Source organism: Curtobacterium sp. AB7, from assembly GCF_044909335.1.
Classification (GTDB): domain Bacteria; phylum Actinomycetota; class Actinomycetes; order Actinomycetales; family Microbacteriaceae; genus Curtobacterium.
The window spans coordinates 55,775-77,133 of sequence record NZ_JBIYED010000010.1 but is presented as its reverse complement, the minus strand read 5'-3'; the positions used below and the strand labels follow the sequence as shown (position 1 = coordinate 77,133).

General features: G+C 70.9%; 21 protein-coding genes. 13 read left to right on the top strand and 8 right to left on the bottom strand.

Annotated elements, in window-relative coordinates; translation table 11 throughout:
* Nucleotides 1-3 precede the first annotated feature (3 nt).
* The 7 genes from typA (at nucleotide 4) to ABH929_RS16595 (ending at nucleotide 7,978) form a co-directional block, all read left to right on the top strand.
* Complete coding sequence (gene typA, locus ABH929_RS16625; RefSeq protein ID WP_222659974.1) at nucleotides 4-1,926, top strand: translational GTPase TypA; 1,923 nt, start codon at nucleotides 4-6, stop codon at nucleotides 1,924-1,926.
* A 66-nt stretch (nucleotides 1,927-1,992) separates the two neighbouring features.
* Nucleotides 1,993-3,186 carry an amidohydrolase gene (locus ABH929_RS16620; RefSeq protein WP_404561993.1) on the top strand — a complete coding sequence of 398 codons (1,194 nt, stop codon included), beginning with the start codon at nucleotides 1,993-1,995 and terminating at the stop codon, nucleotides 3,184-3,186.
* A 112-nt stretch (nucleotides 3,187-3,298) separates the two neighbouring features.
* Complete coding sequence (locus ABH929_RS16615; RefSeq protein WP_123673112.1) at nucleotides 3,299-3,841, top strand: hypothetical protein; 543 nt, start codon at nucleotides 3,299-3,301, stop codon at nucleotides 3,839-3,841.
* Between the two features lie 19 nt (nucleotides 3,842-3,860).
* Complete coding sequence (locus ABH929_RS16610) at nucleotides 3,861-5,051, top strand: PIG-L family deacetylase (protein WP_404561992.1); 1,191 nt, start codon at nucleotides 3,861-3,863, stop codon at nucleotides 5,049-5,051.
* Nucleotides 5,052-5,086: 35 nt separating this feature from the next.
* Nucleotides 5,087-5,404: a ferredoxin gene (gene fdxA, locus ABH929_RS16605; RefSeq protein ID WP_069711637.1), complete on the top strand. Its 318-nt coding sequence runs from the start codon at nucleotides 5,087-5,089 to the stop codon at nucleotides 5,402-5,404.
* 13 nt (nucleotides 5,405-5,417) lie between these two features.
* A complete protein-coding gene (dapC, locus tag ABH929_RS16600; RefSeq protein WP_404561990.1) occupies nucleotides 5,418-6,536 on the top strand; it encodes a succinyldiaminopimelate transaminase in 1,119 nt (372 codons plus the stop codon).
* A 143-nt stretch (nucleotides 6,537-6,679) separates the two neighbouring features.
* The gene (locus ABH929_RS16595; RefSeq protein ID WP_123340789.1) at nucleotides 6,680-7,978 is read left to right on the top strand and encodes a citrate synthase; all 1,299 of its coding nucleotides are present in this window, start codon (nucleotides 6,680-6,682) and stop codon (nucleotides 7,976-7,978) included.
* Nucleotides 7,979-8,026: 48 nt separating this feature from the next.
* Here ABH929_RS16595 and dapD read toward each other — a convergent pair whose 3' ends face one another.
* The gene (gene dapD / locus ABH929_RS16590; protein WP_404561988.1) at nucleotides 8,027-9,013 is read right to left on the bottom strand and encodes a 2,3,4,5-tetrahydropyridine-2,6-dicarboxylate N-succinyltransferase; all 987 of its coding nucleotides are present in this window, start codon (nucleotides 9,011-9,013) and stop codon (nucleotides 8,027-8,029) included.
* 131 nt (nucleotides 9,014-9,144) lie between these two features.
* Between dapD and dapE the strand changes: the two genes are divergently transcribed.
* Nucleotides 9,145-10,227: a succinyl-diaminopimelate desuccinylase gene (gene dapE / locus ABH929_RS16585; protein ID WP_123294103.1), complete on the top strand. Its 1,083-nt coding sequence runs from the start codon at nucleotides 9,145-9,147 to the stop codon at nucleotides 10,225-10,227.
* Entirely contained in the window at nucleotides 10,212-11,456 is a 1,245-nt protein-coding gene (locus tag ABH929_RS16580) for a hypothetical protein (RefSeq protein ID WP_205464134.1), read from the top strand. The genes dapE and ABH929_RS16580 overlap by 16 nt, the downstream gene beginning before the upstream one ends.
* On the opposite strand, the gene ABH929_RS16575 is transcribed toward ABH929_RS16580, so the two are convergent.
* Nucleotides 11,435-12,661, bottom strand: a complete 1,227-nt coding sequence (locus tag ABH929_RS16575) for an AI-2E family transporter (RefSeq protein WP_404561986.1) — start codon at nucleotides 12,659-12,661, stop codon at nucleotides 11,435-11,437. The two genes, ABH929_RS16580 and ABH929_RS16575, sit on opposite strands and share 22 nt — an antisense overlap.
* A gap of 127 nt (nucleotides 12,662-12,788) precedes the next feature.
* Between ABH929_RS16575 and ABH929_RS16570 the strand changes: the two genes are divergently transcribed.
* Together ABH929_RS16570 and ABH929_RS16565 are read left to right on the top strand one after the other, a co-directional pair.
* Nucleotides 12,789-12,959, top strand: a complete 171-nt coding sequence (locus ABH929_RS16570) for a DUF3117 domain-containing protein (RefSeq protein ID WP_017887054.1) — start codon at nucleotides 12,789-12,791, stop codon at nucleotides 12,957-12,959.
* 127 nt (nucleotides 12,960-13,086) lie between these two features.
* Nucleotides 13,087-13,815: an AAA family ATPase gene (locus ABH929_RS16565; protein WP_404561983.1), complete on the top strand. Its 729-nt coding sequence runs from the start codon at nucleotides 13,087-13,089 to the stop codon at nucleotides 13,813-13,815.
* A 16-nt stretch (nucleotides 13,816-13,831) separates the two neighbouring features.
* Here the strand turns inward: ABH929_RS16565 and ABH929_RS16560 are convergent, their stop codons facing one another.
* On the bottom strand, nucleotides 13,832-14,464 hold the full coding sequence (locus ABH929_RS16560) for a class I SAM-dependent methyltransferase (RefSeq protein ID WP_263089430.1): 633 nt from the start codon (nucleotides 14,462-14,464) through the stop codon (nucleotides 13,832-13,834).
* A gap of 64 nt (nucleotides 14,465-14,528) precedes the next feature.
* On the opposite strand from ABH929_RS16560, the gene ABH929_RS16555 reads away from it, so the two are divergent.
* Nucleotides 14,529-14,903 carry a twin-arginine translocase TatA/TatE family subunit gene (locus ABH929_RS16555; RefSeq protein WP_205464136.1) on the top strand — a complete coding sequence of 125 codons (375 nt, stop codon included), beginning with the start codon at nucleotides 14,529-14,531 and terminating at the stop codon, nucleotides 14,901-14,903.
* Nucleotides 14,904-14,983: 80 nt separating this feature from the next.
* Here ABH929_RS16555 and ABH929_RS16550 read toward each other — a convergent pair whose 3' ends face one another.
* The 5 genes from ABH929_RS16550 to ABH929_RS16530 form a co-directional block, all read right to left on the bottom strand.
* Nucleotides 14,984-16,270, bottom strand: a complete 1,287-nt coding sequence (locus ABH929_RS16550; protein ID WP_404561980.1) for a carbohydrate-binding protein — start codon at nucleotides 16,268-16,270, stop codon at nucleotides 14,984-14,986.
* Between the two features lie 168 nt (nucleotides 16,271-16,438).
* A complete protein-coding gene (locus ABH929_RS16545) occupies nucleotides 16,439-17,287 on the bottom strand; it encodes a class I SAM-dependent methyltransferase (protein ID WP_404561978.1) in 849 nt (282 codons plus the stop codon).
* Between the two features lie 10 nt (nucleotides 17,288-17,297).
* A complete protein-coding gene (locus ABH929_RS16540) occupies nucleotides 17,298-18,503 on the bottom strand; it encodes an Mrp/NBP35 family ATP-binding protein (protein ID WP_404561975.1) in 1,206 nt (401 codons plus the stop codon).
* Nucleotides 18,451-18,951, bottom strand: coding sequence for a DUF1003 domain-containing protein (locus ABH929_RS16535; RefSeq protein ID WP_111085044.1), 501 nt, complete (start codon nucleotides 18,949-18,951; stop codon nucleotides 18,451-18,453). Before ABH929_RS16535 ends, ABH929_RS16540 begins: the two co-directional genes overlap by 53 nt.
* 52 nt (nucleotides 18,952-19,003) lie before the next feature.
* The gene (locus tag ABH929_RS16530; RefSeq protein WP_111084991.1) at nucleotides 19,004-20,323 is read right to left on the bottom strand and encodes a magnesium transporter MgtE N-terminal domain-containing protein; all 1,320 of its coding nucleotides are present in this window, start codon (nucleotides 20,321-20,323) and stop codon (nucleotides 19,004-19,006) included.
* Nucleotides 20,324-20,406: 83 nt separating this feature from the next.
* On the opposite strand from ABH929_RS16530, the gene ABH929_RS16525 reads away from it, so the two are divergent.
* The gene (locus ABH929_RS16525; RefSeq protein ID WP_404561974.1) at nucleotides 20,407-21,333 is read left to right on the top strand and encodes a general stress protein; all 927 of its coding nucleotides are present in this window, start codon (nucleotides 20,407-20,409) and stop codon (nucleotides 21,331-21,333) included.
* Nucleotides 21,334-21,359 lie beyond the last annotated feature (26 nt).

Below are 21,359 nucleotides of genomic sequence, written 5' to 3'. Positions count from 1 at the left end.
TGTATGGCGCTCGCCACCCGGTCCGACCTGCGCAACGTCGCCATCGTGGCACACGTCGACCACGGCAAGACCACCCTCGTCGACGCGATGCTCACGCAGACCAACTCGTTCGACGCCCACTTCGAGGGCGAAGACCGCATGATGGACTCGAACGACCTCGAGCGCGAGAAGGGCATCACGATCCTCGCGAAGAACACGTCGGTGCTCTACAACGGCAAGCACGCGACCGAGTTCGGCGCGGACGGCCCCATCACCATCAACGTGATCGACACCCCGGGTCACGCCGACTTCGGTGGAGAGGTCGAGCGCGGCCTGTCCATGGTCGACGGCGTCGTGCTGCTGGTCGACGCGTCCGAGGGCCCGCTGCCCCAGACGCGCTTCGTGCTCCGCAAGGCGCTCGCCGCCAAGCTCCCGGTGATCCTGCTCGTCAACAAGACGGACCGCCCCGACTCCCGCATCGACGAGGTCGTCTCCGAGTCGCAGGACCTGCTCCTCGGCCTGGCGTCCGACCTGTCGGACGAGGTCGACGACCTCGACCTCGACGCGATCCTCGACGTCCCCGTGGTCTACGCCTCGGGCCGTGCCGGTGCCGCGTCGCGCAACAAGCCGGCCGACGGCTCGCTGCCCGACAACGACGACCTCGAGCCGCTGTTCGAAGCGATCCTGCAGCACGTCCCCGCGCCGAAGTACGACGACCAGCACCCGCTGCAGGCCCACGTCACCAACCTCGACGCGTCGCCGTTCCTCGGTCGTCTCGCGCTGCTGCGCATCTTCCACGGCACGATGAAGAAGGGCCAGACGGTCGCGTGGGTCAAGCACGACGGCACCGTCGCGAACGCCCGCATCACCGAGCTCCTGATCACCAAGGCCCTCGAGCGCTACCCGGCCGAGTCGGCGGGCCCCGGTGACATCGTCGCCGTCGCCGGCTTCGACACGATCACCATCGGTGAGACGCTGACCGACCCCGAGGACGTCCGCCCGCTGCCGACCATCACGGTCGACGACCCGGCGATCTCGATGACGATCGGCACGAACACCAGCCCGCTCGTCGGCAAGGTCAAGGGCCACAAGCTGACCGCCCGCATGGTCAAGGAACGCCTCGACCGCGAGCTCATCGGCAACGTCTCGCTCAAGGTCCTCGACATCGGTCGCCCCGATGCCTGGGAGGTCCAGGGCCGTGGTGAGCTCGCGCTCGCCATCCTGGTCGAGCAGATGCGTCGTGAGGGCTTCGAGCTCACCGTCGGCAAGCCGCAGGTCGTCACGAAGCGTGACGAGAACGGCAAGCTGCAGGAGCCGTACGAGCACATGACGATCGACACGCCGGAGGAGTACCTCGGCGCGATCACGCAACTCATGGCCGCTCGCAAGGGCCGCATGGAGAACATGACGAACCACGGCACCGGCTGGGTGCGCATGGAGTTCATCGTCCCGTCGCGCGGCCTGATCGGCTTCCGCACGTCGTTCCTGACCGAGACCCGCGGTACCGGCATCGCCAACGCGATCTCGCACGGCTACGACGAGTGGGCCGGCCCGATCCAGACCCGCATCAACGGCTCGATCGTGTCCGACCGTTCGGGTGTCGTCACGCCGTTCGCCATCACGAACCTGCAGGAGCGGATGACGTTCTTCGTCAACCCCACCGAGGAGGTCTACGAGGGCATGGTCATCGGCGAGAACTCGCGCGCCGACGACATGGACGTCAACATCACGAAGGAGAAGAAGCTCACGAACATGCGTTCGGCGAACGCCGACTCCTTCGAGTCGATGACGCCGTCGCGCCAGCTCTCCCTCGAGGAGTGCCTGGAGTTCGCGCGCGAGGACGAGTGCGTCGAGGTCACCCCGGCCGTCGTCCGCATCCGCAAGGTCGAGCTCGACGCGCAGGCCCGCCAGCGCTCGTACGCCCGCCTGAAGCGTCAGGACGCGTAAGCACGAAGCGACGCGTCGCGTCAGCAAGAGCACGACCTGAGGAGGTCGGGGGTTACGGTGGATGCCGTGACCCTCGACCTCCTCTCGCTGTACCAGGACCTGCACGCCCACCCCGAGCTCGGTTTCCAGGAGCACCGCACCGCGGGCATCGTGGCCGACCGGCTCGCCGAGATCGGTGGCATCGAGGTGACCACCGGCGTCGGCGGCACCGGGGTCGTCGGCGTGCTGGCGAACGGCGAGGGCCCGGTCGTGTGGCTCCGCGCCGACATGGACGGCCTGCCGGTCCAGGAGCGCACGGGTCTGCCCTACGCCAGCCAGCACCGCGGCACCGACGAGGACGGCAACGACGTCCCGACGATGCACGCCTGCGGCCACGACATCCACGTCACCTGGCTGCTCGGCACGCTCGAGCGCCTCGTCGCCACCAGGGACCAGTGGAGCGGCACGGTGGTCGGCGTCTTCCAGCCGGCGGAGGAGGTCATCTCCGGCGCCCGCGCCATGGTCGAGGACGGCCTGGTCGACCGGTTCCCGAAGCCCGACGTCGTGCTCGGGCAGCACTCCGCTCCGGCCCCGGTCGGCATCGTCGCGATCGGCTCCGGCCCGGTGATGGCCTCGAGCGACCGGCTCACGGTGACCTTCAACGGTCGCGGTGCGCACGGCTCCGCGCCGCAGGCATCCCTCGACCCGGTCGTCACCGCGGCGTCCGCCGTCGTCCGGCTGCAGACCGTCGTCTCGCGCGAGGTCTCGCCGAGCGACGCCGGTGTCGTCACCGTCGGCAGCTTCCACGCCGGCACCCGCGCCAACATCATCCCCGACCAGGCCGTCATCGAGATCTCGACGCGTGCCCGCAACGAGGAGACCCGTGCGCGGATCATCGCGTCGATCGAGCGGATCGTCCGTGCCGAGAGCGACGCCGGTGGCCTGCCCGAGCCGACGATCGTGCGGTCGCCCGGTGCCGAGGTGACCGTGAACGACGCGGAGTCCGCAGCCCGGGTGCTCGCGGCCGTCAGCGCCGCCGTGCCGGGTGCGCGCGAGCTGGAGATCGGGCTGGCGATGGCGTCGGAGGACGTCGGGCAGCTCGCGACGGCGGCGGGCGTCCCGCTCGTCTACTGGTTCACGGGGATCACCGACCCGGAGCTGTTCCGCCGTGGCGAGGACATCCCGAGCAACCACTCGCCGTTCTACGCGCCGCAGGCCGAGACCGCGATCCCGGTGGGCGTCGACGCCCTGGTGGCCGCGACGCGCGCCTACGTCGCCTGACGGGCGGACGGGAGGCACGGGGCGGCCCCGCCGCGCGGGTGACCGTCCCGGGGACAGGACGTTCACAGCCAACTCGCGTCGTGCCTCCCGGCTCACCCGTTACCGTCGGCGCATGCGTTCCCTCCGTACCCCGCTGATCGCCGCCGTCGCCGCCGGCATCGCCCTGGCCGGACTCACCGGCTGCTCGTCCGACTCCGTGAAGCAGGCGACGGACCTCGGGTCCTCGGTGGCCTCGACGGTCGCGGACGGCGTCGCGGGCATCGACGGCAAGGCGATCCAGGACGGCATGTCCTCGGTCGCGGGCGGCATCGACGGTGCCCTCGACACGGCGCTCAAGGGCGCGAACGTGACCTCCGACGGCAAGGTGCCCGACGGATTCCCGTCGTCCGACGTGCCGCTGGTGGACGGCACGGTGCTCGGCGGGGGAGCGGGACCGAACGGCTCCGGGTGGGTCGTGCAGGTGCGTGCCGGGTCGGTCGACGACTTCGCATCCGCGGCGCAGCAGCTCGCCGACGCCGGCTACACCGAGTCGGCGAAGCGCGCCGACTCGTCGAGTGCGTTCGGGATGTTCCGCAGCGACGGGTACCGCGTCGTGCTCACCTTCTCGGACGGCGACGACGGCGTCACCGCGACCTACATCGTCACGGCCCGCTAGTCCCGTACCCTTGGGGGCGATGTCGAAGGCCTCCGTCACGCGCCCCGAGCGCGTCCTGTTCGTGCACGCCCACCCCGACGACGAGACCCTGTCGTCCGGTGGGACGATCGCGACCCTGCTCGAGCTCGGCGCCGAGGTCACCGTGCTGACGGCGACCCGCGGTGAGCGTGGCGAGATGCTCACCGAGCGGCTCGCCCCCCTGGCCGGCGATGCGCAGCGGGTCGCCGCGCACCGCGAGACCGAGATCGACGCGGCGCTCGCGGCCCTCGGCGGCCCGGCGCACCTGTGGCTCGGCGGGCGCGGTGCGCGGCCCGCCGACCTGCCGGAACGCCGGTACGTCGACTCCGGCATGCAGTGGGGGCCCGACGGCCGGGCGACCGCCGCCGACGACGCCCCCGTCGACTCGCTGACCGCCGCCGACCTGGCGGAGGTCGTCGACGACGTCCGTGCCGCGATCCGTTCCACCGGTGCGGACGCGGTCGTGAGCTACGCCGACGACGGCGGGTACGGCCACCCCGACCACGTGCGCGTGCACCACGCCGCTCGGTACGCGGCCCGGGCGGAGGAGGTGGCGTTCTCGATGATCGTCGCCCCGGACACCGGGGACGCCGACGTCACCGTCGACGTCCTGCCGGTGCGGGCGAAGGTGCGTGCCGCGGTCGAGCAGTACCGCTCGCAGGTCACCGTCGACCCGGTCGACCCCGCCGCCCCGACCGCGCTGTCGTGGGTGATGCCGCACGGCGTCCGCGAGCACGCCCCCGCGGTCGAGGCCTTCCGGCACGATGCCGACCCGCAGCCCCCGGCGCCGCAGACCTACGCCGAGATGTCCGGCCAGGGCAAGGTCGCCGCGGTCGCCGTCGCGCTCGTGCTCGGGCTCGTCACCGGCGGTCTCGGCACCGTGACGCACCAGCAGACCGTCGGCGCCGCCGCGTTCCCGATCGGCATGGTGATCACCACGCTGCTCGTGGTCGGGCTCACGGTGGGCATCCGGCTGCTGTACCGGTCGCGGGCCATGGTCGCCGCGATCGGCATCGGCATCCTCGTCGCCACGCAGGTGCTCGTGTCGGTCGGTGGGCAGGGCTCGCCGCTCGTGCTGGCGAACGCCGCCGGGTACGTCTGGACGTTCGCACCCGCCGTCATCGCCGCCCTGGTGCTCGCGTGGCCGGACCTGTCGGGGCTGCGGTCCCGGACGGCCCCGGGCCGCGAGTAGACTCGAACCCGCTCGTCGAAGGGAGCACCCGAACCGTGACCTACGTGATCGCCCAGCCCTGTGTCGACGTCAAGGACCGCGCCTGCATCGACGAGTGCCCCGTCGACTGCATCTACGAGGGCGACCGGTCGCTGTACATCCACCCCGACGAGTGCGTCGACTGTGGTGCGTGCGAGCCGGTCTGCCCGGTCGAGGCCATCTACTACGAGGACGACCTGCCCGACGAGTGGGCCGACTACTACAAGGCCAACGTCGAGTTCTTCCAGGAAGTCGGCTCGCCCGGTGGTGCCGCGAAGGTCGGTGTGATCCACAAGGACCACCCGGTCGTCATGGCCGAACCGCCCCGCGGCTGAGCCGGACACGCACGTGGCGCTCGACCTGCCCGACTTCCCCTGGGACCAGCTCGTCCCGTTCAAGCAGCGCGCGGCCGGGTACGAAGGCGGCATCGTCGACCTGAGCGTCGGTTCGCCCGTCGACCCCACCCCCGAGGTCGTCCGACGCGCCCTCGCCGACGCCACCGACGCGCACGCCTACCCGCAGGTCGCCGGCACCCCGGCCCTGCGGCAGGCCATCGCCGACTGGTACGGCCGACGGCACGGGGTGCAGCTGACCGAGGCGCACACCCTGCCGACGATCGGGTCGAAGGAGTTCATCGCCGGCCTGGCGCTCTGGCTCGGCATCGGCGCCGGCGACACCGTGGTGTTCCCGGCCGCTGCGTACCCCACCTACGAGCTCGGCGCGGCCCTGGTCGGCGCGGACGCCCTCGCCTCGGACGACCCAGCGGCGTGGCCGACGACGACGAAGCTGGTGTGGCTGAACTCGCCCGGCAACCCCGACGGCCGCGTGCTCTCGATCGACGACCTGCGCGTCGCGGTCGCCCGTGCCCGAGAACTCGGCGCCGTCATCGTCGGTGACGAGTGCTACGCCGAGCTCGGCTGGGACCCCGAGTACGCCACCACGCCCACCCCCACGATCCTCGACCCCCGCGTCGTCGGCGACTCGGTCGACGGTGTGCTCAGCGTGTACTCGCTGTCGAAGCAGTCGAACCTGGCCGGGTACCGCGCGGCGTTCGTCGCCGGTGACGCCCGGGTCCTCGCCGACGTGCTCGCGGTGCGGAAGCACGCGGGGCTCATGCCGCCGCTGCCGGTGCAGGAGGCGATGATCGTCGCGCTGGCGGACCAGACCCACGTGCAGCAGCAGAAGGCCCGTTACCGGGCACGCCGGAACATGCTCCGACGGGCACTCGAGGACGCCGGCTTCCGCGTCGATCACAGCGAGGCCGGCCTGTACCTCTGGGCGACCCGTGGTGAGCCGGCGCTCGACACGGTGTCGTGGTTGGCCGACCGCGGGATCCTCGTCGCACCGGGCACGTTCTACGGCACGGCGGGCGGGGAGCACGTCCGGGTGGCCCTCACCGCGACCGACGAGCGCATCGCCGCGGCGGCCCAGCGGCTGGCCAGCAGCCGTCGGCTCGGCACCGCGTAGCCCGCAGCGCAATCGGGGGTTCCCACCAAGTCGTGACCTCCGAGGTGTGCACGAGCGACAGACGCCGCGATTAGGCTGTCATCGTGACTGACACTGCCAACGACGCTCAGAAGACGGCCACACCGCCCACGACGCCCGTGCCCGTGAGTCCCGCCGCCGAACAGACGGGCGAGACCGCGACGCTGACGTACCCGGGCGGCAGCGCGGAGTTCCCGATCCTGCCGAGCGTCGACGGCGCGTCGACCATGGACATCTCGACGTTCAAGAAGCAGACCGGGATGAACACGCTCGACTACGGGTTCGTGAACACCGGGTCGACCAAGAGCGCGATCACCTACATCGACGGCGACGAGGGCATCCTGCGCTACCGCGGGTACCCGATCGACCAGGTCGCGTCGAACTGCACCTTCCTCGAGGTCGCGTGGCTCCTGATCTACGGCGAGCTGCCCGACGAGTCCGAACTCGCCGACTTCGACGCCCGCATCCGTCGGCACACCCTGCTGCACGAGGACCTCCGGCGCCTGTTCGACGCGCTGCCGCACTCCGCGCACCCGATGTCCGTGCTGTCCAGTGCCGTCAGCGCCCTGTCCACGTACTACGAGGACGACATGGACGTCGACGACCCGGAGAAGGTCGAGCTGCAGACCGTGCGGCTGCTCGCCAAGCTCCCGGTCATCGCCGCGTACGCGCACAAGAAGTCCATCGGGCAGGCGTTCCTGTACCCGGACAACGGGCTGTCGTTCGTCGACAACTTCCTGCGCCTGAACTTCGGCACCATGGCCGAGACGTACCAGCCGAACCCGGTGCTGTCGAAGGCCCTCGACCGGCTCCTCATCCTGCACGAGGACCACGAGCAGAACGCCTCCACCGCGACGGTCCGCCTGGTCGGCTCGACGAAGGCGAACATGTTCGCCTCGATCTCGGCCGGCATCAACGCCCTGTACGGGCCGCTGCACGGCGGCGCGAACGAGGCCGTGCTCGAGATGCTGCAGCAGATCAAGGACTCCGGCGAGCCCGTGCAGCGCTTCGTCGAGCGGGTGAAGAACAAGGAGCGCGGCGTGAAGCTCATGGGCTTCGGACACCGCGTCTACAAGAACTACGACCCCCGCGCGAAGCTCGTCAAGGAGTCGGCGGACGAGGTCCTCGAGTCCCTCGGCGTGCAGGACGACCTGCTCGACATCGCGAAGGAGCTCGAGCAGATCGCGTTGAGCGACCAGTACTTCATCGACCGCAAGCTGTACCCGAACGTCGACTTCTACACCGGCATCATCTACAAGGCGATGGGCTTCCCGCCGCGCATGTTCACAGTGCTGTTCGCGATCGGCCGTCTGCCCGGCTGGATCGCGCAGTGGCGCGAGCTGAACAACGACCCGCTCAACAAGATCGGTCGCCCGCAGCAGCTCTACGTGGGTGCGCCGAAGCGGGACCTCCCCGCGCGCTGACGGAAGCGCTGACGCAAGCGCTGACGCACGCCCCCGGGGGTGTCCGGCCTACGCGTGGAGCGCGGTGTTGAGCTGGATGCCCTCGCCCTCGCGTTGCAGGGCCTCGACCGCGCCGGACAGGCTGTTGCGCCGGAACAGGACGTTCGGGGTGCCGGACAGCTCGGCGGCCTTGACGGTCTTCGGCGTGCCGTCCGGGTTCGGTGCGGCGCCGACCAGGACGACCTTCGTGCCGGCCGTGACGTACAGGCCGGCCTCGATGACGGAGTCGTCGCCGAGGGAGATGCCGAGGCCCGCGTTCGCCCCGAGCAGCGCGCGCTCGCCCAGGGAGACCCGGTGCGTGCCGCCGCCGGAGAGCGTGCCCATGATGGACGCGCCGCCGCCGATGTCGGTGCCGTTGCCGACGACGACGCCCTGCGAGACGCGGCCCTCGATCATGGCGTCGCCGAGGGTGCCGGCGTTGAAGTTCACGAAGCCCTCGTGCATGACGGTCGTGCCCGGCGCCAGGTGCGCACCGAGACGGACGCGGTTGGCGTCACCGATGCGGACGCGGTCCGGCACGACGTAGTCGACCAGGCGCGGGAACTTGTCGATCGCGTGCACGGCGATGCCCGCGCGCTGCAGCGACGGGCGCAGGCGGGTCAGGGACTCCGGGTGGACCGGCCCCGCGTTCGTCCACGCGACGATCGGCAGGTACCCGAAGACACCGTCGAGGTTGATGGTGTTCGGACGCACGTGCAGGTGGCTCAGCAGGTGCAGGCGCAGGTACGCGTCCTCGGTGCTGGTCGGGGCGGCGTCGATGGTGACCTCGGTGGTGACGGCCTCGATCCGGACCTCGCGGCGGGGGTCGTTGCCGACGTGCGCCTGCAGTTCTGCAGGGAACACCGCGTCGGTGGGCAGCGGGCCGAGGTGGGTCTCCGGGTACCAGGTGTCGAGCGTCGTGCCGTCGGCGGCGATCGTCGCGAGGCCGTGGCCCCAGGCGTGCGTCGGGCGATCGGCGGTGGCGGTCGGGTCGGTGGCAGCGGTCGTGTCGGTCACCGCACCAGGGTACCGACGCACTGGACGGGAGCACCGGACCGACCGGACGGACGCTGCGGAACCGCACCGTGCCTCCCGGCCGCCGTGCCGTGGGCCAGCGCGACGGGGGTGACGGCAGATAAGGTGACCGCATGCCGGAGCAGCTCGACCTCACCGCCTCGTCCATCGACATCACCCGTGCCATCTGCGACATCGAATCGGTGTCGGGGAACGAGCAGGCCCTCGCCGACGCGATCGAGGCGGTGCTCGCACCGCTGCCGCACCTCGAGGTGATCCGCGACGGCGACGCGATCGTCGCCCGCACGAACCTCGGCCGCGACCGCCGTGTCGTGATCGCCGGGCACATCGACACCGTGCCGCTCAACGACAACCTGCCGACCGAGTTCCGCACGGCTGAGGACGGCACCGAGATCCTGTGGGGTCGCGGCACCGTCGACATGAAGGCGGGCTGTGCAGTGCAGCTCAAGCTCGCGTACGACCTGGTCGAACCCTCGGTCGACGTCACGTGGGTCTGGTACGACCACGAAGAGGTCAGCGACCTGCTGAACGGCCTCGGCCGTCTCGCCCGGACCCGGCCGGAACTGCTGGCTGCCGACTTCGCCATCCTGGGGGAACCGTCCGGCGCGCAGATCGAGGGTGGCTGCAACGGCAACCTCCGCGCCGAGATCCGCACGTTCGGCAAGCGCTCGCACAGCGCCCGCAGCTGGATCGGCGACAACGCGATCCACAAGACGGCACCGATCCTCGCCACGCTGGCCGCCTACGAGCCCCGCACCGTCACGGTCGACGGGCTCGAGTACCGCGAGGGCCTCAACGCCGTCGGGATCAGCGGCGGCATCGCGGGCAACATCATCCCGGACGAGGCGATGGTGCACGTGAACTACCGCTTCGCGCCGTCGCGTTCGGCCGACGAGGCCGTGGCGCACATCCGCGAGCTCTTCGACGGCTACGACGTGACCATCGTCGACCTCGCCGCCGGTGCCCGCCCCGGCCTCGACGCCCCACTCGCGCAGGACTTCGTGTCGGCGGTCGGTGGCCCGGAGCCCCGCCCCAAGTACGGCTGGACCGACGTTGCGCGCTTCTCGGCGCTCGGTGTGCCGGCGGTCAACTACGGCCCGGGTGAACCCGTCTTCGCCCACCACGACGACGAGCAGGTCCCGGTCGCGCAGATCACCGCGGTCGAGGCCGGCCTCCGTCGGTGGCTGACGGCCTGACGACGGCCGGGGCCACCCGGCCGACCCCTGCACGCACCCGCTGGCGCGCCCGATACCGGGTGGTGCCGTGGTGGGTCCGCATCACGGTCGTCTACGTGCTCGCCCGGTTCGTCACCGGACTGATGATGCAGGCCTTCGCGAGCGTGCAGGCGGCGAACTCGTTCACCGTCCAGCACCCGGCGTACCTGTCGTTCGCGTCCATCTGGGACGGCGCGTGGTACCGCGTGATCGCAACCGGTGGCTACCCGTCGACCCTGCCCGTCGACGCCGCAGGGCACGTGACCGAGAACGCGTGGGCCTTCATGCCCGCGTACCCGTTCCTGGTGCGCGGTCTCATGCTGCTCACCGGCGCGTCGTTCGAGCTCGTCGCGGTGACGGTCTCGCTGCTCGCCGGGCTCGGCGCTGCGCTCGTGTTCCGGCGCCTGATGGGGCGCTTCCTCGACCCCGCGCGGGCGACCTTCGCCACGGTGCTGTTCTGCGTCGCGCCCGTGTCGGCGATGTTCCAGGTGGCGTACGCCGAGTCGATGGGCCTGTTCCTGCTGCTGGTCGCGCTGCTGCTCATGGTCGACCGGCGGTGGTGGACGATGCTGCCCGTCGTGCTGCTGCTCGGCATGACCCGGCCGACCGGGCTCGCGTTCGCGCTGCTCGTCGTGCTGTTCGTCGGCGCGTGGGCGATCCGGCCCGCGTGGGTGCGGTCGTCGGAGCCGCTCACCCTGCGCCGGCTCGTGCCGCCCGCCGTGGTCGCGGTCGTGTCCGGACTGGTCGGCCTGGCGTGGCCGGCGATCGCCTGGGCCGTCACCGGGGTGCCCAAGGCCTACACCGACACCGAGCTCGCCTGGCGGTCGTCCTACGTCGGGTGGCAGGAGCTCGTGCCGTTCGCGCCGTGGATCCAGGGCTTCGGGTGGTGGTTCCACCAGCCGGCCGGCGGGATCCTGCTGGCCGTCGTGGTCGTCGGCTTCGCGGCGTTCGTCTGCATGCCCGCGGCACGACGGATCGGGATCGAGCTGCGGCTCTGGGGCATCGCCTACGTCGTGTACCTGCTCGCCGTGTTCTTCCCGCAGTCGAGCACCTGGCGGATCCTGGTGCCGATCGCGCCGCTGCTCGGCATCGTGGCGCTGCCGCGGTCCCGCGTCTACCGGGTGGCCGTCGTGGTGGCGTTCGTCGGGCTGCAGTGGGTCTGGCTGTACTACTGCTGGTGGATCGACGGCTACGACTGGACCCCGCCGTGATCGGCTCGGCGCTCACGCGCCTGCGCGCGGGCCAGGAGCCGTGCCGCGGGACCGCTCCGCTCGCGCTTCGGCACCGTCGCTGACATCGGCTCCGGGTCACCCGGCCGCCAGTTCGCCGCCGCCACGACCATCGCGTTGACGGTGGCGATGAACGGCACCGCGAAGAACGCGCCGACGACACCCGCGATCGTCGTGCCCGCGGTCACCCCGAGGACGACCCCGAGCGGGTGGACCTTGACGGCCGTGCCGGTCAGGAACGGGTGCAGGACGTGGCTCTCGAGCTGCTGCACGACCACCACGATGCCGAGCATCACGAGCGCCGGCACCCAGCCGTTGAAGACCAGGGCGATGAGCACCGCGACCGCACCGGCGACGATCGCCCCGACGACGGGGACGAAGGCGCCGAAGAACACGATGACGCCGATCGGGATCGCCAGCGGGATCTGCAGGGCGAGCGCGCCGATGGTCACACCGAGTGCATCGGTGACGGCGACGACCAGCTGGACGCGGATGAAGCTCGTCAGGGTCTTCCAGCCGGCGTGCCCGGCGACGTCGATGCGAGCACGTGCCCGGCGCGGGAAGAGCCGGACGACCCACCCCCAGATGCGCGGGCCGTCGATGAGCACGAACAGCGTCGTGAACACGATGATGAACAGGCCCTCGAGCACGTGCACGGCGCCGGTGCCGGCGGCCTGGAAGCCCGACAGGATCGTCGCGGCGTGCGCCTGCAGGTAGTCGAAGCCGTTCGACACCCACGAGTCGACGTCCTTCGCCGTGATCCCGAACGGCTCGCTGTCGAGCAGGGTCCGCAGGGACTGCACGCTGTGGTGGAGTCGGCGTTCGAGCGACGGCAGGTCGGACCGCACCTGCTCGGTGACGAGCAGCGCCAGCCCGCCGAGCGCCAGGACCAGGGCCACCAGGCTCGACAGCACCGCCGTCCACTTCGGCCACCGGTGCCGCTGCAGGAACGACGACATCGGCATGAGCAGTGCGCACACCAGCAGCGCGATGAGGAACGGCACCACGATGTCCTGCAGCAGCACGACCAGCGCCACCAGGACGGCGAGACCCGCGCCCACGACGAGGATGCGCCAGGTGAACGCCGCGCCGATCCGCAGGCCGGCGGGTACCGCGTCGTCGGACCGACCGGTCCGCTCGGATCGTCCGCTGGGGGACTGACGGCGCATGGAGCGGATGTTCGGCATCCGCCAAGGTTACGAACGGAACCCGCGAAGAACCGCCGATCCGACACCCCCAACCTGGGCGGTTTCGCAGTTGCCCCATCAATACGAGATAATGAGCGGGCATGTACTGCACGAAAGGGGACATCTGATGGCAGCCATGAAGCCGAGGACCGGTGACGGGCCGATGGAGGCTGTTAAGGAGGGTCGACTCATCATCGTGCGGGTTCCGCTCGAAGGAGGAGGCCGCCTGGTCGTCTCGGTCAACGATGCCGAGGCCAAGGAACTCCATGACGCACTCGCTGAGGTCGTCTCGGCCTAGTAGTCGAAAGCACCAGAACGTCGGGCCCGGAGCGTGTACGCGCCGGGCCCGTCGTCTGTGTCCGGGGAGCCGCGCCGTCGGCGTAGGCGCCCGTCGCGCTGTCGGTCGGGTCCGGCAGGATGGGCTCGTGCCGAGGACCCACATGCCGATCCGCCGCGTCGAGGAGTACCGCGACCCTGACCCGATGCCACGCGACGTGTGGCCTGCGACGCTGCCCCCGGTGCGGCAGCTGCTCGACGAGGGACTGGACCTCGACCCGGTGACGGTGTTCGTCGGCGACAACGGTGTCGGCAAGTCCACCCTGATCGAGGCGATCGCGCTCCGGTTCGGCATGTCACCCGAGGGTGGCTCCACCCTGGCGAACCACTCGACGCGTCCGTCCGAGTCGTCGCTGTGGGAGCACATCGTCCTCCGCCGCGACTTCGGTGCGCCCCGCGGTGGGTTCTTCCTGCGCGCCGAGACCATGCACGGCTTCTTCACCTACCTCGAGGACCACCCCAACCGCTCCCGCCCCGAGCCGGTGTTCCACGAGCGCAGCCACGGTGAGTCGTTCCTCGACTTCGTGATCGACCGCGCGCAGTGGCCGGGGCTCTGGATCCTCGACGAACCCGAGTCGGCGCTGTCCTTCTCCGGGTGTCTGACGCTCATCGCGCTCCTGCGGTCGATCGTCGACAGCGGGGTCGGGCAGGTCGTGCTCTCGACGCACTCACCGGTCCTGGCGGCGTTCCCCGGCGCGACGATCCACGAGGTCGGCGAGTGGGGGTCCCGACGAACCGTGTGGGAGGACCTCGACCTGGTGCGCAACCAGCGGTCGTTCCTCGAGTCCCCGGAGCGGTACCTGCGGCACCTCGAGTGACCGACAGGGGACGCCGCTACGCGGTGACCTTCGTCAGCTGCAGCAGCCCGTCGCCGGCCGGCGAGAGCGCACTGCGCACCGCACCCGACGTCGACACCTCGGTCAGCAGCAGCCGGAAGTCGGTCGTCGCCCGGTCGCGCTTGACCGGGTCGGCGACACGTCCGCGCCACAGGGCGTGCGGCACCAGGACGGTGCCGCCGAGGCGCGCGAGCCGCAGCCCGTGCTCGACGTACTCGATGACGTGCTCAGGGTCGGCGTCCACCAGGACGACGTCGTACGACGCTTCGTTCATCCGGGGGAGCACCTGGTTCGCGCGGCCCGGGATGAGCCGGATCCGAGCGGGGGCGGTGCCGGCGCTGATGTAGGCGTCGCGGGCGAACTGCTGGTGGTCGACCTCGACGTCGATCGTGGTCAGGGTCGCGTCCGGCGCGCCGCCGAGCAGGTACAGCCCGGAGACTCCCAGGCCCGTCCCGATCTCGATGATGCTCGTGGCTCGGGAGGCTGCGGCGATCACGCCGATCTGCGCGCCGATCGCGGGCGAGATCGCCTCGACACCGAGTTCCAGGGAGTGCTCACGAGCGCGGGCGATCACCTCGGACTCCGAGACGATGTCCTCGGCGAACTTCCAGTTCGACTCTTTCTCTGACACGCACACTCCGTTCGGTTGACAACTCTAGGGGTGCATCGGAGCCGTACGGGTTAGGCTCGCTCACGTGAACATCCCGCTCGACAAGATCCTGATCATCGGGATCATTGCCGTGCTCTTGCTCGGGCCGCAGCGTCTGCCGATGTACGCCCAGAAGTTGGCCGAGTTCGTGAAGGCCGTCCGCCGGTTCGCCGACACCGCGAAGGAGCGGATGCGCGACGAGATGGGCCCCGAGTTCGATGACATCGAGTGGCAGAAGCTCGACCCGCGGCAGTACGACCCCCGCCGGATCATCCGCGATGCACTCCTCGACTCCGGCAGCGCCAGCAGCGCCGCCGCGGTCCAGACTGCGCAGGTGACTGCGTCCAGGGTGCGCGCGACGGCTCCCGTCGTGCCGCTGGCCGCGGGAGAAGCGCCACCCTTCGACGCGGAAGCGACCTGACGCCCGTCACGTGACCACGAGACGGACGGGAGGCCCGGTGCCAGCTGGCACCGGGCCTCCCGTGTTCGGTGTGGTGACGACTACTTCAGGTCGGCGAGGAAGCGATCCGTCCAGGCGAGTGCCGGTGCGCCCGGGACGGAACTGCAGGTGGACGACGCCGTGGTCGAGGCGCAGGGCGTGTCCCGGTCGAGCGACCAGTAGTGGATCCCGGCGAGGCCGTTCGCCTTCGCGTAGGCGGACAGGGTGTCGACGTCGGCGAGGGTGAAGACCTCGTCGGTGGTGTCGTTGACGCCGATCATCGGGGTGACCTCGATCTTCGACGACGCGATGCCGTACGTGTGCTGCAGGTTCATGACGGCCTGGATCGAGGACTTGCCCATCTGGCAGGTGGAGCCGGAGAGCACGCAGTTCGCGGCGGTCGCGCGACCGAAGTCCATCGTCATCAGGTTGATCGTGTAGTTCGTCAGGGTCGACGCCTTGATCGCCTTCACGGTGGCGTCGCCGGTGCCGTTCAGCCCGCCGTACGAGCCGTCGCTGGCGGCCAGGGTCGCGAGCGTGAACGAGAAGCGCATGCCCGGGTACTTCGCCTGGGCGAGGGCTGCGGCGCTGACCAGGTTCTGCACGTCCGCGGCGGACTGGCCGCTCTCGATGTCGAAGTCCACGCCGATCATGTGCGGGGTCGCGTACCGGGCGATGAAGCTCTGCAGTGCGGCGCCCGAGCACTTGAACGAACCGGCGGCTCCACCGGTGCTGACGATGTAGTTCACCCCGGCGGCATCGAGCTTCGGGATGTTGGCGTTCGCGAAGGCATCCGCCGCGACGCCGCCCCAGTTCTCGCTGCCGCACGTGCCGGTCGCGAAGGCGAGGGTGATGGCCTTGAGGCCGGGCTCGCGGGTGGACACCAGGCTGTTGCTCGCCCCGACCACCGGGATGCGGGTGCCGGTGACCGCGGTGTTCATGACGTTCGTGTTCCAGTCGAGGTTCACGGTGATGTCCTTGTACGGGCTGAACACCAGTCCGCTGGCCGTGCCGCCGCTCCCGCCCGTCCCGGGGGTCGTCGTCCCCCCACCGGGAGGAGTGGTGCCGCCGCCCGTGCCGGAGCAGGCACCGGTCGACGTCCACGGCTGGCCGCTGCCCGTCGCCCCGGAGTGCGTCGCCGGGTCGTCGCCCTGCGTCCACCAGTTCGCGGTGTAGTTCGATCCGTTCTCGCTGACGGTGGCACCGCCGGAGTACGCGGTGCCGGCGGTCCACGCGGTCGCGCACGACGGTGTCGCGGCGATGGCCGGTGCTGCGGCGAGTGATCCCCCGGCGATCACTGCGGCGACGGTGGCCACGAGGCCGATCCGTACTCGGGTGTTCTGGTTCACACGGTTCTCCTGTCCTCGGCCGGACGGCGTCGTCCGGCGGGTGGAGCCCAGGCGGTCACATTCCGCAAGGGCATTGTGCAATGCCCTTGCATAATGCTCCGGGGTGGAACGACCTGTCCATGAACGAACGTACAGCTGTGCGCCGAACGGACGGCAGGACGCCCGTCGTCAGTCGCGGGTGGCGACGACCGTGTACGTCAGGGGGACCCGGTCGCGGTCGGCGTCGGGCCACGCCCACGAGCCGTCACCGGTGTCCTCCATGCGAGGACTGAAGCGCCAGGGCAGGGTGCGCCCCTCGTCCAGGCGGCGGAGTCGGAGTCCGGCGTCGAGCAGGGCGTTCACGATCTCGGACAGCGGGTGCGGCCACTCGAACGTGCGGGTGTTCGCCACGGTGCCGTCGCCCGCGTAGGTTCCGGCGTCGTCCCACTGCTGCGCGGTGCCGTCCGGGAAGTACCGGTACCGGGTGACGAGTTCGTCGGCGGTCTCGTCGAGGGCGTAGAGCGCGGGGTGGCCGTCGCGCATGAAGAACACCCCGCCCGGGCGCAGCAGGCCGGCGACCTGCGCTGCCCAGCGGTCGAGGTCGGGGAGCCAGCAGATCGTGCCGATGCTCGTGTAGACGACGTCGAAGTCGCCGGTGACCGCAGCGCGCGCGTCGAGCACGTCGGTCTCCACCCAGGTGACGTCGAGTCCGAGCCGCGTCGCGAGGCCGGCGGCGGAGGCGAGCGCCGCGGGGGAGAAGTCGACACCGGTCAGTCGGGCGCCCTCTCGGGCGAGCGACACGGTGTCGGTGCCGATGTGGCACTGCAGGTGGCAGACGTCGAGGCCGGCGAGCGTGCCGTTCGGCAGCCACGGTGTCAACACCGGCAGGTCGTCGCGCACGACGTCGGAGCGGTGCGCCGGGTCGGACAGTTCGTCGACGGCGTAGGCGCCCTCGTGGATGGGGACCCGGTCGTCCCAGTTCGCCCGGTTCGTGTCGCGGGCGCGGTCCCAGTCGACGCTGACGTGATCCATGCTCATGCTGACGAGCCTAGGACAGCGACAGACCCAGCTTCCGTCCGGCCAGTCCGCGCCCCATCGTCGTGATGCCGTCAGCGATCGCGGCGAGTGCGACGGCTGCGGGGTCCTCCGGCGCGCCGAGCACGACCGGCAGGCCGGTGTCCCCGCCCTCGCGGAGCGGCACGGACAGCGGCACGCTGCCGAGCACCGGCACGGCGGCGTCCTGCCCGCGGGACAGCCGTGCGGCGGTCTCGGCGCCACCGCCCTCGCCGAACAGGTGCAGGACCGAGCCGTCGGGCTGCACGAGCCCGGCCATGTTCTCGATGACCCCGATCACCCGCTGGCCGGTCTGCCGTGCGACGATCCCGCTGCGCTCGGCGACGTCGGCCGCAGCGGCCTGGGGGGTGGTGACGACCAAGACCTCGGCGTGCGGGAGGAGCTGGCCGACCGAGATCGCGACGTCACCGGTACCGGGCGGCAGGTCGAGCAGGAGCACGTCCAGGTCGCCGAAGAACACGTCGGTCAGGAACTGGTTCACGGTGCGGTGCAGCATCGGGCCGCGCCAGGACACCGCGGTGGAGGCGTCGTCGACGAACATGCCGATCGACACGACCTTCACGTCGTGGGCGACGGGCGGCAGGATCATGCTGTCCACCCGGGTCGGACGCGGCGCGACGCCGTGCTCGTCGGTCAGGCCCATCAGTCCGGGGATGCTGAAGCCGTGGACGTCCACGTCGACGATCCCGACCCGCAGGCCGCGGCGGGCGAGCGCGACGGCGAGGTTGGCGGTGACCGTCGACTTGCCGACACCGCCCTTGCCGCTCGTGACGGCGATCACCCGGGTGAGCGAGTCCGCCGTGAACTGGACGCCGTTCGGCCGGCCGGCCCGCAGCCGTTCGGTCAGCGCGGCACGCGTCGCGGGGGCCATCACCGACACGTTGACGTCGACCGACGACACCCCGTCCACGGAACCGGCGGCGACGCGCACGTCGCGCTCGATGGTGTCGGCGGCGGGGCACCCCACGATCGTGAGCTGCAGGTCGACGCGCACCGCGCCTCCTTGCTGCACGTCGACACCACGGATCATGTCGAGCTCCGTGACGGGCCGACGGATCTCGGGGTCGATCACGCGGCCGAGCGCAGCGAGGACCGCCGTGCCCAGCTGCTCGTCGGCGGGGGCCGCGTCAGCCACGGGTGGAGCTGCCGGGCTCGTTCGCGTAGCCGGCGTCGTCGGCATCGCGCCGGTCGAGTTCCTCGAGCAGGGACCGCAGCTCGGCACGGATGAAGTCCTTGGACGCCATGTCGCGCATCGCCAGCCGGAGCGCGACGACCTCGCGCGCCAGGTACTCGGTGTCCGCCAGGTTGCGCTCCGCACGCTGCCGGTCCTGCTCGAACTGCACGCGGTCGCGGTCGTCCTGCCGGTTCTGCGCGAGCAGGATGAGCGGGGCGGCGTACGAGGCCTGCAGCGACAGCACCAGGGTCAGCGCGGTGAAGCCGATCGCGGCGGAGTCGAACTGCCACGGCTTCGGCGCGAGGGTGTTGTACCCCATCCAGACCACGCAGAACAGGGTGAGGCCGATGAGGAACCACGGCGTGCCCATGCCCCGCGCGATGCCCTCGGTCGCGCGACCGAACGTGTCACCGCGTCCGCCGCGGCGGCGGGTCGGGAGCACGCGCGTGCGCATGCCCTTGGGGGAGTCGAGGCGGACGTCGGAGCGCTCGCGATCACGACGGTTCTCATCCGTTCGGGCCACGGGTGGTCCTCCTTCCCGTCGTCACGGGTGTCTTGCGCGGGCGTTGGCGTGGAAGCGGTGAGGGTTCCCCCTCGCCCTGACTTCGCCAGTCGTCCGGCAGGACGTGGTCGAGGACATCGTCGATCGTCACCACCCCGACGAGGCGGTGGGCGTCGTCGACCACGGGGACGGACAGCAGGTTGTAGGTCGCCATCACGCGGGTGACCTCGGCGGCGCTCGCGTCGACCCGGACCGGTTCGGTCTGCTGGTCGATGAGCGTGCCGAGCCGTTCGTTCGGCGGGTAGCGGAGCATGCGCTGGAAGTGCACCAGCCCCAGGAACCGACCGGTCGGCGGCTCGTACGGCGGCAGCGTGACGCACACCGCGGCGCCGAGCACCGGCGCGAGGTCGTGGCGGCGGACGAGTGCGAGCCCCTCGGCGACGGTCGCGTCGGCGGAGACGATGACGGGCTCGGTGGTCATCAGACCACCGGCGGTGTCCGGCTCGTACTCCAGGAGCATGCGGACGTCCTGCGCCTCCTCCGGCTCCATGAGCTGCAGGAGCGCCTCGCTCCGTTCGTCGGAGAACTGCGCGAGGACGTCGGCGGCGTCGTCCGGCTGCATCTGGTCGAGCACGTCGGCCGCGCGGGAGTCCTCGAGCCGCGACAGGATCTCGACGCGCTCCTGGTCGGGCATCTCCTCGAGCACGTCGGCCAGTCGGTCGTCGGGGAGCTCTTCGGCGACCTCGAACCGGCGTTCCTCCGGCAGGTCGAGCAGCGTGCTCGCCAGGTCGGCGGGTACCAGGTCGGAGTACGCGGCGATGACGTGCTCGGCGGACTGGGCCTCGCCGGGGAGCTCGTCCTCGGTGACCTCGTTCCACGTCGCGAACGTCGTCGGGCCCTTGCCGAACGGCGACGGGGTGGTCTTCGGCTTGCGGAGGAAGAGCTGCGCGACCTCCCAGTCGCCCTGCCCACGGTCCTCGATCGCGACGTCCTCGATGGTGGCGCGGATCCGCTGGTTCTTGATGAGCACCTTGCGACCGAGCATCTCGGCGATCACCCGGACCTCGCCGCCGCGCTGCTCGAAGCGGCGCATGTTGACGAGCCCGGTGGTGATGACCTGGCCGGCACCGATCGAGGTGATGCGGCCGACGCTGACGAAGATGCGGCGCTTGCCCGGTACCTCGACGATCAACCCCACGACGTGCGGGGGATCGGCCCGGCGGTAGACCACCAGGACGTCCCGGACCTTGCCCACGCGGTCGCCCGCGGGGTCGAAGACGGAGCACCCGGCGAGGCGGGCGACGAAGACCTTCGTGGCGCTCACCCGACCCAGCGTAGTCGGTTGCGTGCTGGCGCTTCCCCGGCGGTGCACGTGCGATTGCAAGGTGCGCGGTGAATGATGGCTGTGTGAGCAATCAGAGTCCCTTCGCCGGCAGGACCGCCCAGGCCTTCCCGACGCTGCCCAAGGGCGACGTCCTCGGCACGTACGACAGCTACCCCGATGCGCAGCGCGTCGTCGCGAAGCTCGCCGACGCCGACTTCCCGGTCAACCAGCTCTCGATCGTGGGCAACGACCTGAAGACCGTCGAGCGCGTCACCGGCAAGATGACCTACGGCCGTGCAGCCATCGCCGGAGCACTGTCCGGTCTCTGGCTCGGCATCTTCTTCGGCATCGTGCTCACCCTGTTCTCGCCGAGCGCCGGCGGCCTGATCCTCGCCGCCGCGATCATCGGCGCCGCGTTCGGCATGCTCTACGGCATCGTCTCGTTCGCGATCACCAAGCGGCAGCGCGACTTCACGAGCGTCCACCAGGTGCTCGCCACGAACTACCAGATCGTCGTCAACCCGCAGCTGACCGGTCAGGCGCAGCGGATCCTCGGCGAGCACGGCGCGACGCCGTCCACGCACTGGAACGAGCAGCCCCAGCAGGGCGCTCCAGGAGCGCCCGTGCAGGGACAGCAGCCGTGGCGTCCCGCCCCGCCGCAGCAGTCGCCGTACGGCGGACACGCCACACCCCACCAGCAGCCGGGAGGCCCGCAGCAGCCCGGCACGTCGGCCCCCGGCGGGCAGGCGGATGCGCCCACGGCCCCGCCGCGCTACGGCACCAACGACGGGCCCCGGTACGGGGAGAACGCGGACCCGGCCGCCGCCGCCCCCGCGGACCGTCCGACCTCGGGTGGGCCGGCGATCCCCGAGCGTCGTCCGCAGGACCCGCCGCAGTACGGCGAGCGGGTGCCCGGTGCGACGCCGCCGGCACCGGCTGCCCCGCCGTCGCCGTCGACTGAGTCGTCTCAGTCGTCTCAGTCGTCTCCGAAGGGTGACGAGCGCGCCTGACGCCTGCGTGCTCGGGGCCGATGTGC

Excerpts from the sequence above, each read along its gene's own strand:
- typA (WP_222659974.1), top strand. The coding sequence starts at position 4 with ATGGCGCTCGCCACCCGGTCCGACCTGCGCAACGTCGCCATCGTGGCA.
- ABH929_RS16615 (WP_123673112.1), top strand. The coding sequence starts at position 3,299 with ATGCGTTCCCTCCGTACCCCGCTGATCGCCGCCGTCGCCGCCGGCATC.
- ABH929_RS16610 (WP_404561992.1), top strand. The coding sequence starts at position 3,861 with ATGTCGAAGGCCTCCGTCACGCGCCCCGAGCGCGTCCTGTTCGTGCAC.
- dapE (WP_123294103.1), top strand. The coding sequence starts at position 9,145 with ATGCCGGAGCAGCTCGACCTCACCGCCTCGTCCATCGACATCACCCGT.
- ABH929_RS16575 (WP_404561986.1), bottom strand. The coding sequence starts at position 12,661 with ATGCCGAACATCCGCTCCATGCGCCGTCAGTCCCCCAGCGGACGATCC.
- ABH929_RS16570 (WP_017887054.1), top strand. The coding sequence starts at position 12,789 with ATGGCAGCCATGAAGCCGAGGACCGGTGACGGGCCGATGGAGGCTGTT.
- ABH929_RS16545 (WP_404561978.1), bottom strand. The coding sequence starts at position 17,287 with ATGAGCATGGATCACGTCAGCGTCGACTGGGACCGCGCCCGCGACACG.
- ABH929_RS16540 (WP_404561975.1), bottom strand. The coding sequence starts at position 18,503 with ATGCCGACGACGCCGGCTACGCGAACGAGCCCGGCAGCTCCACCCGTG.
- ABH929_RS16535 (WP_111085044.1), bottom strand. The coding sequence starts at position 18,951 with ATGCGCACGCGCGTGCTCCCGACCCGCCGCCGCGGCGGACGCGGTGAC.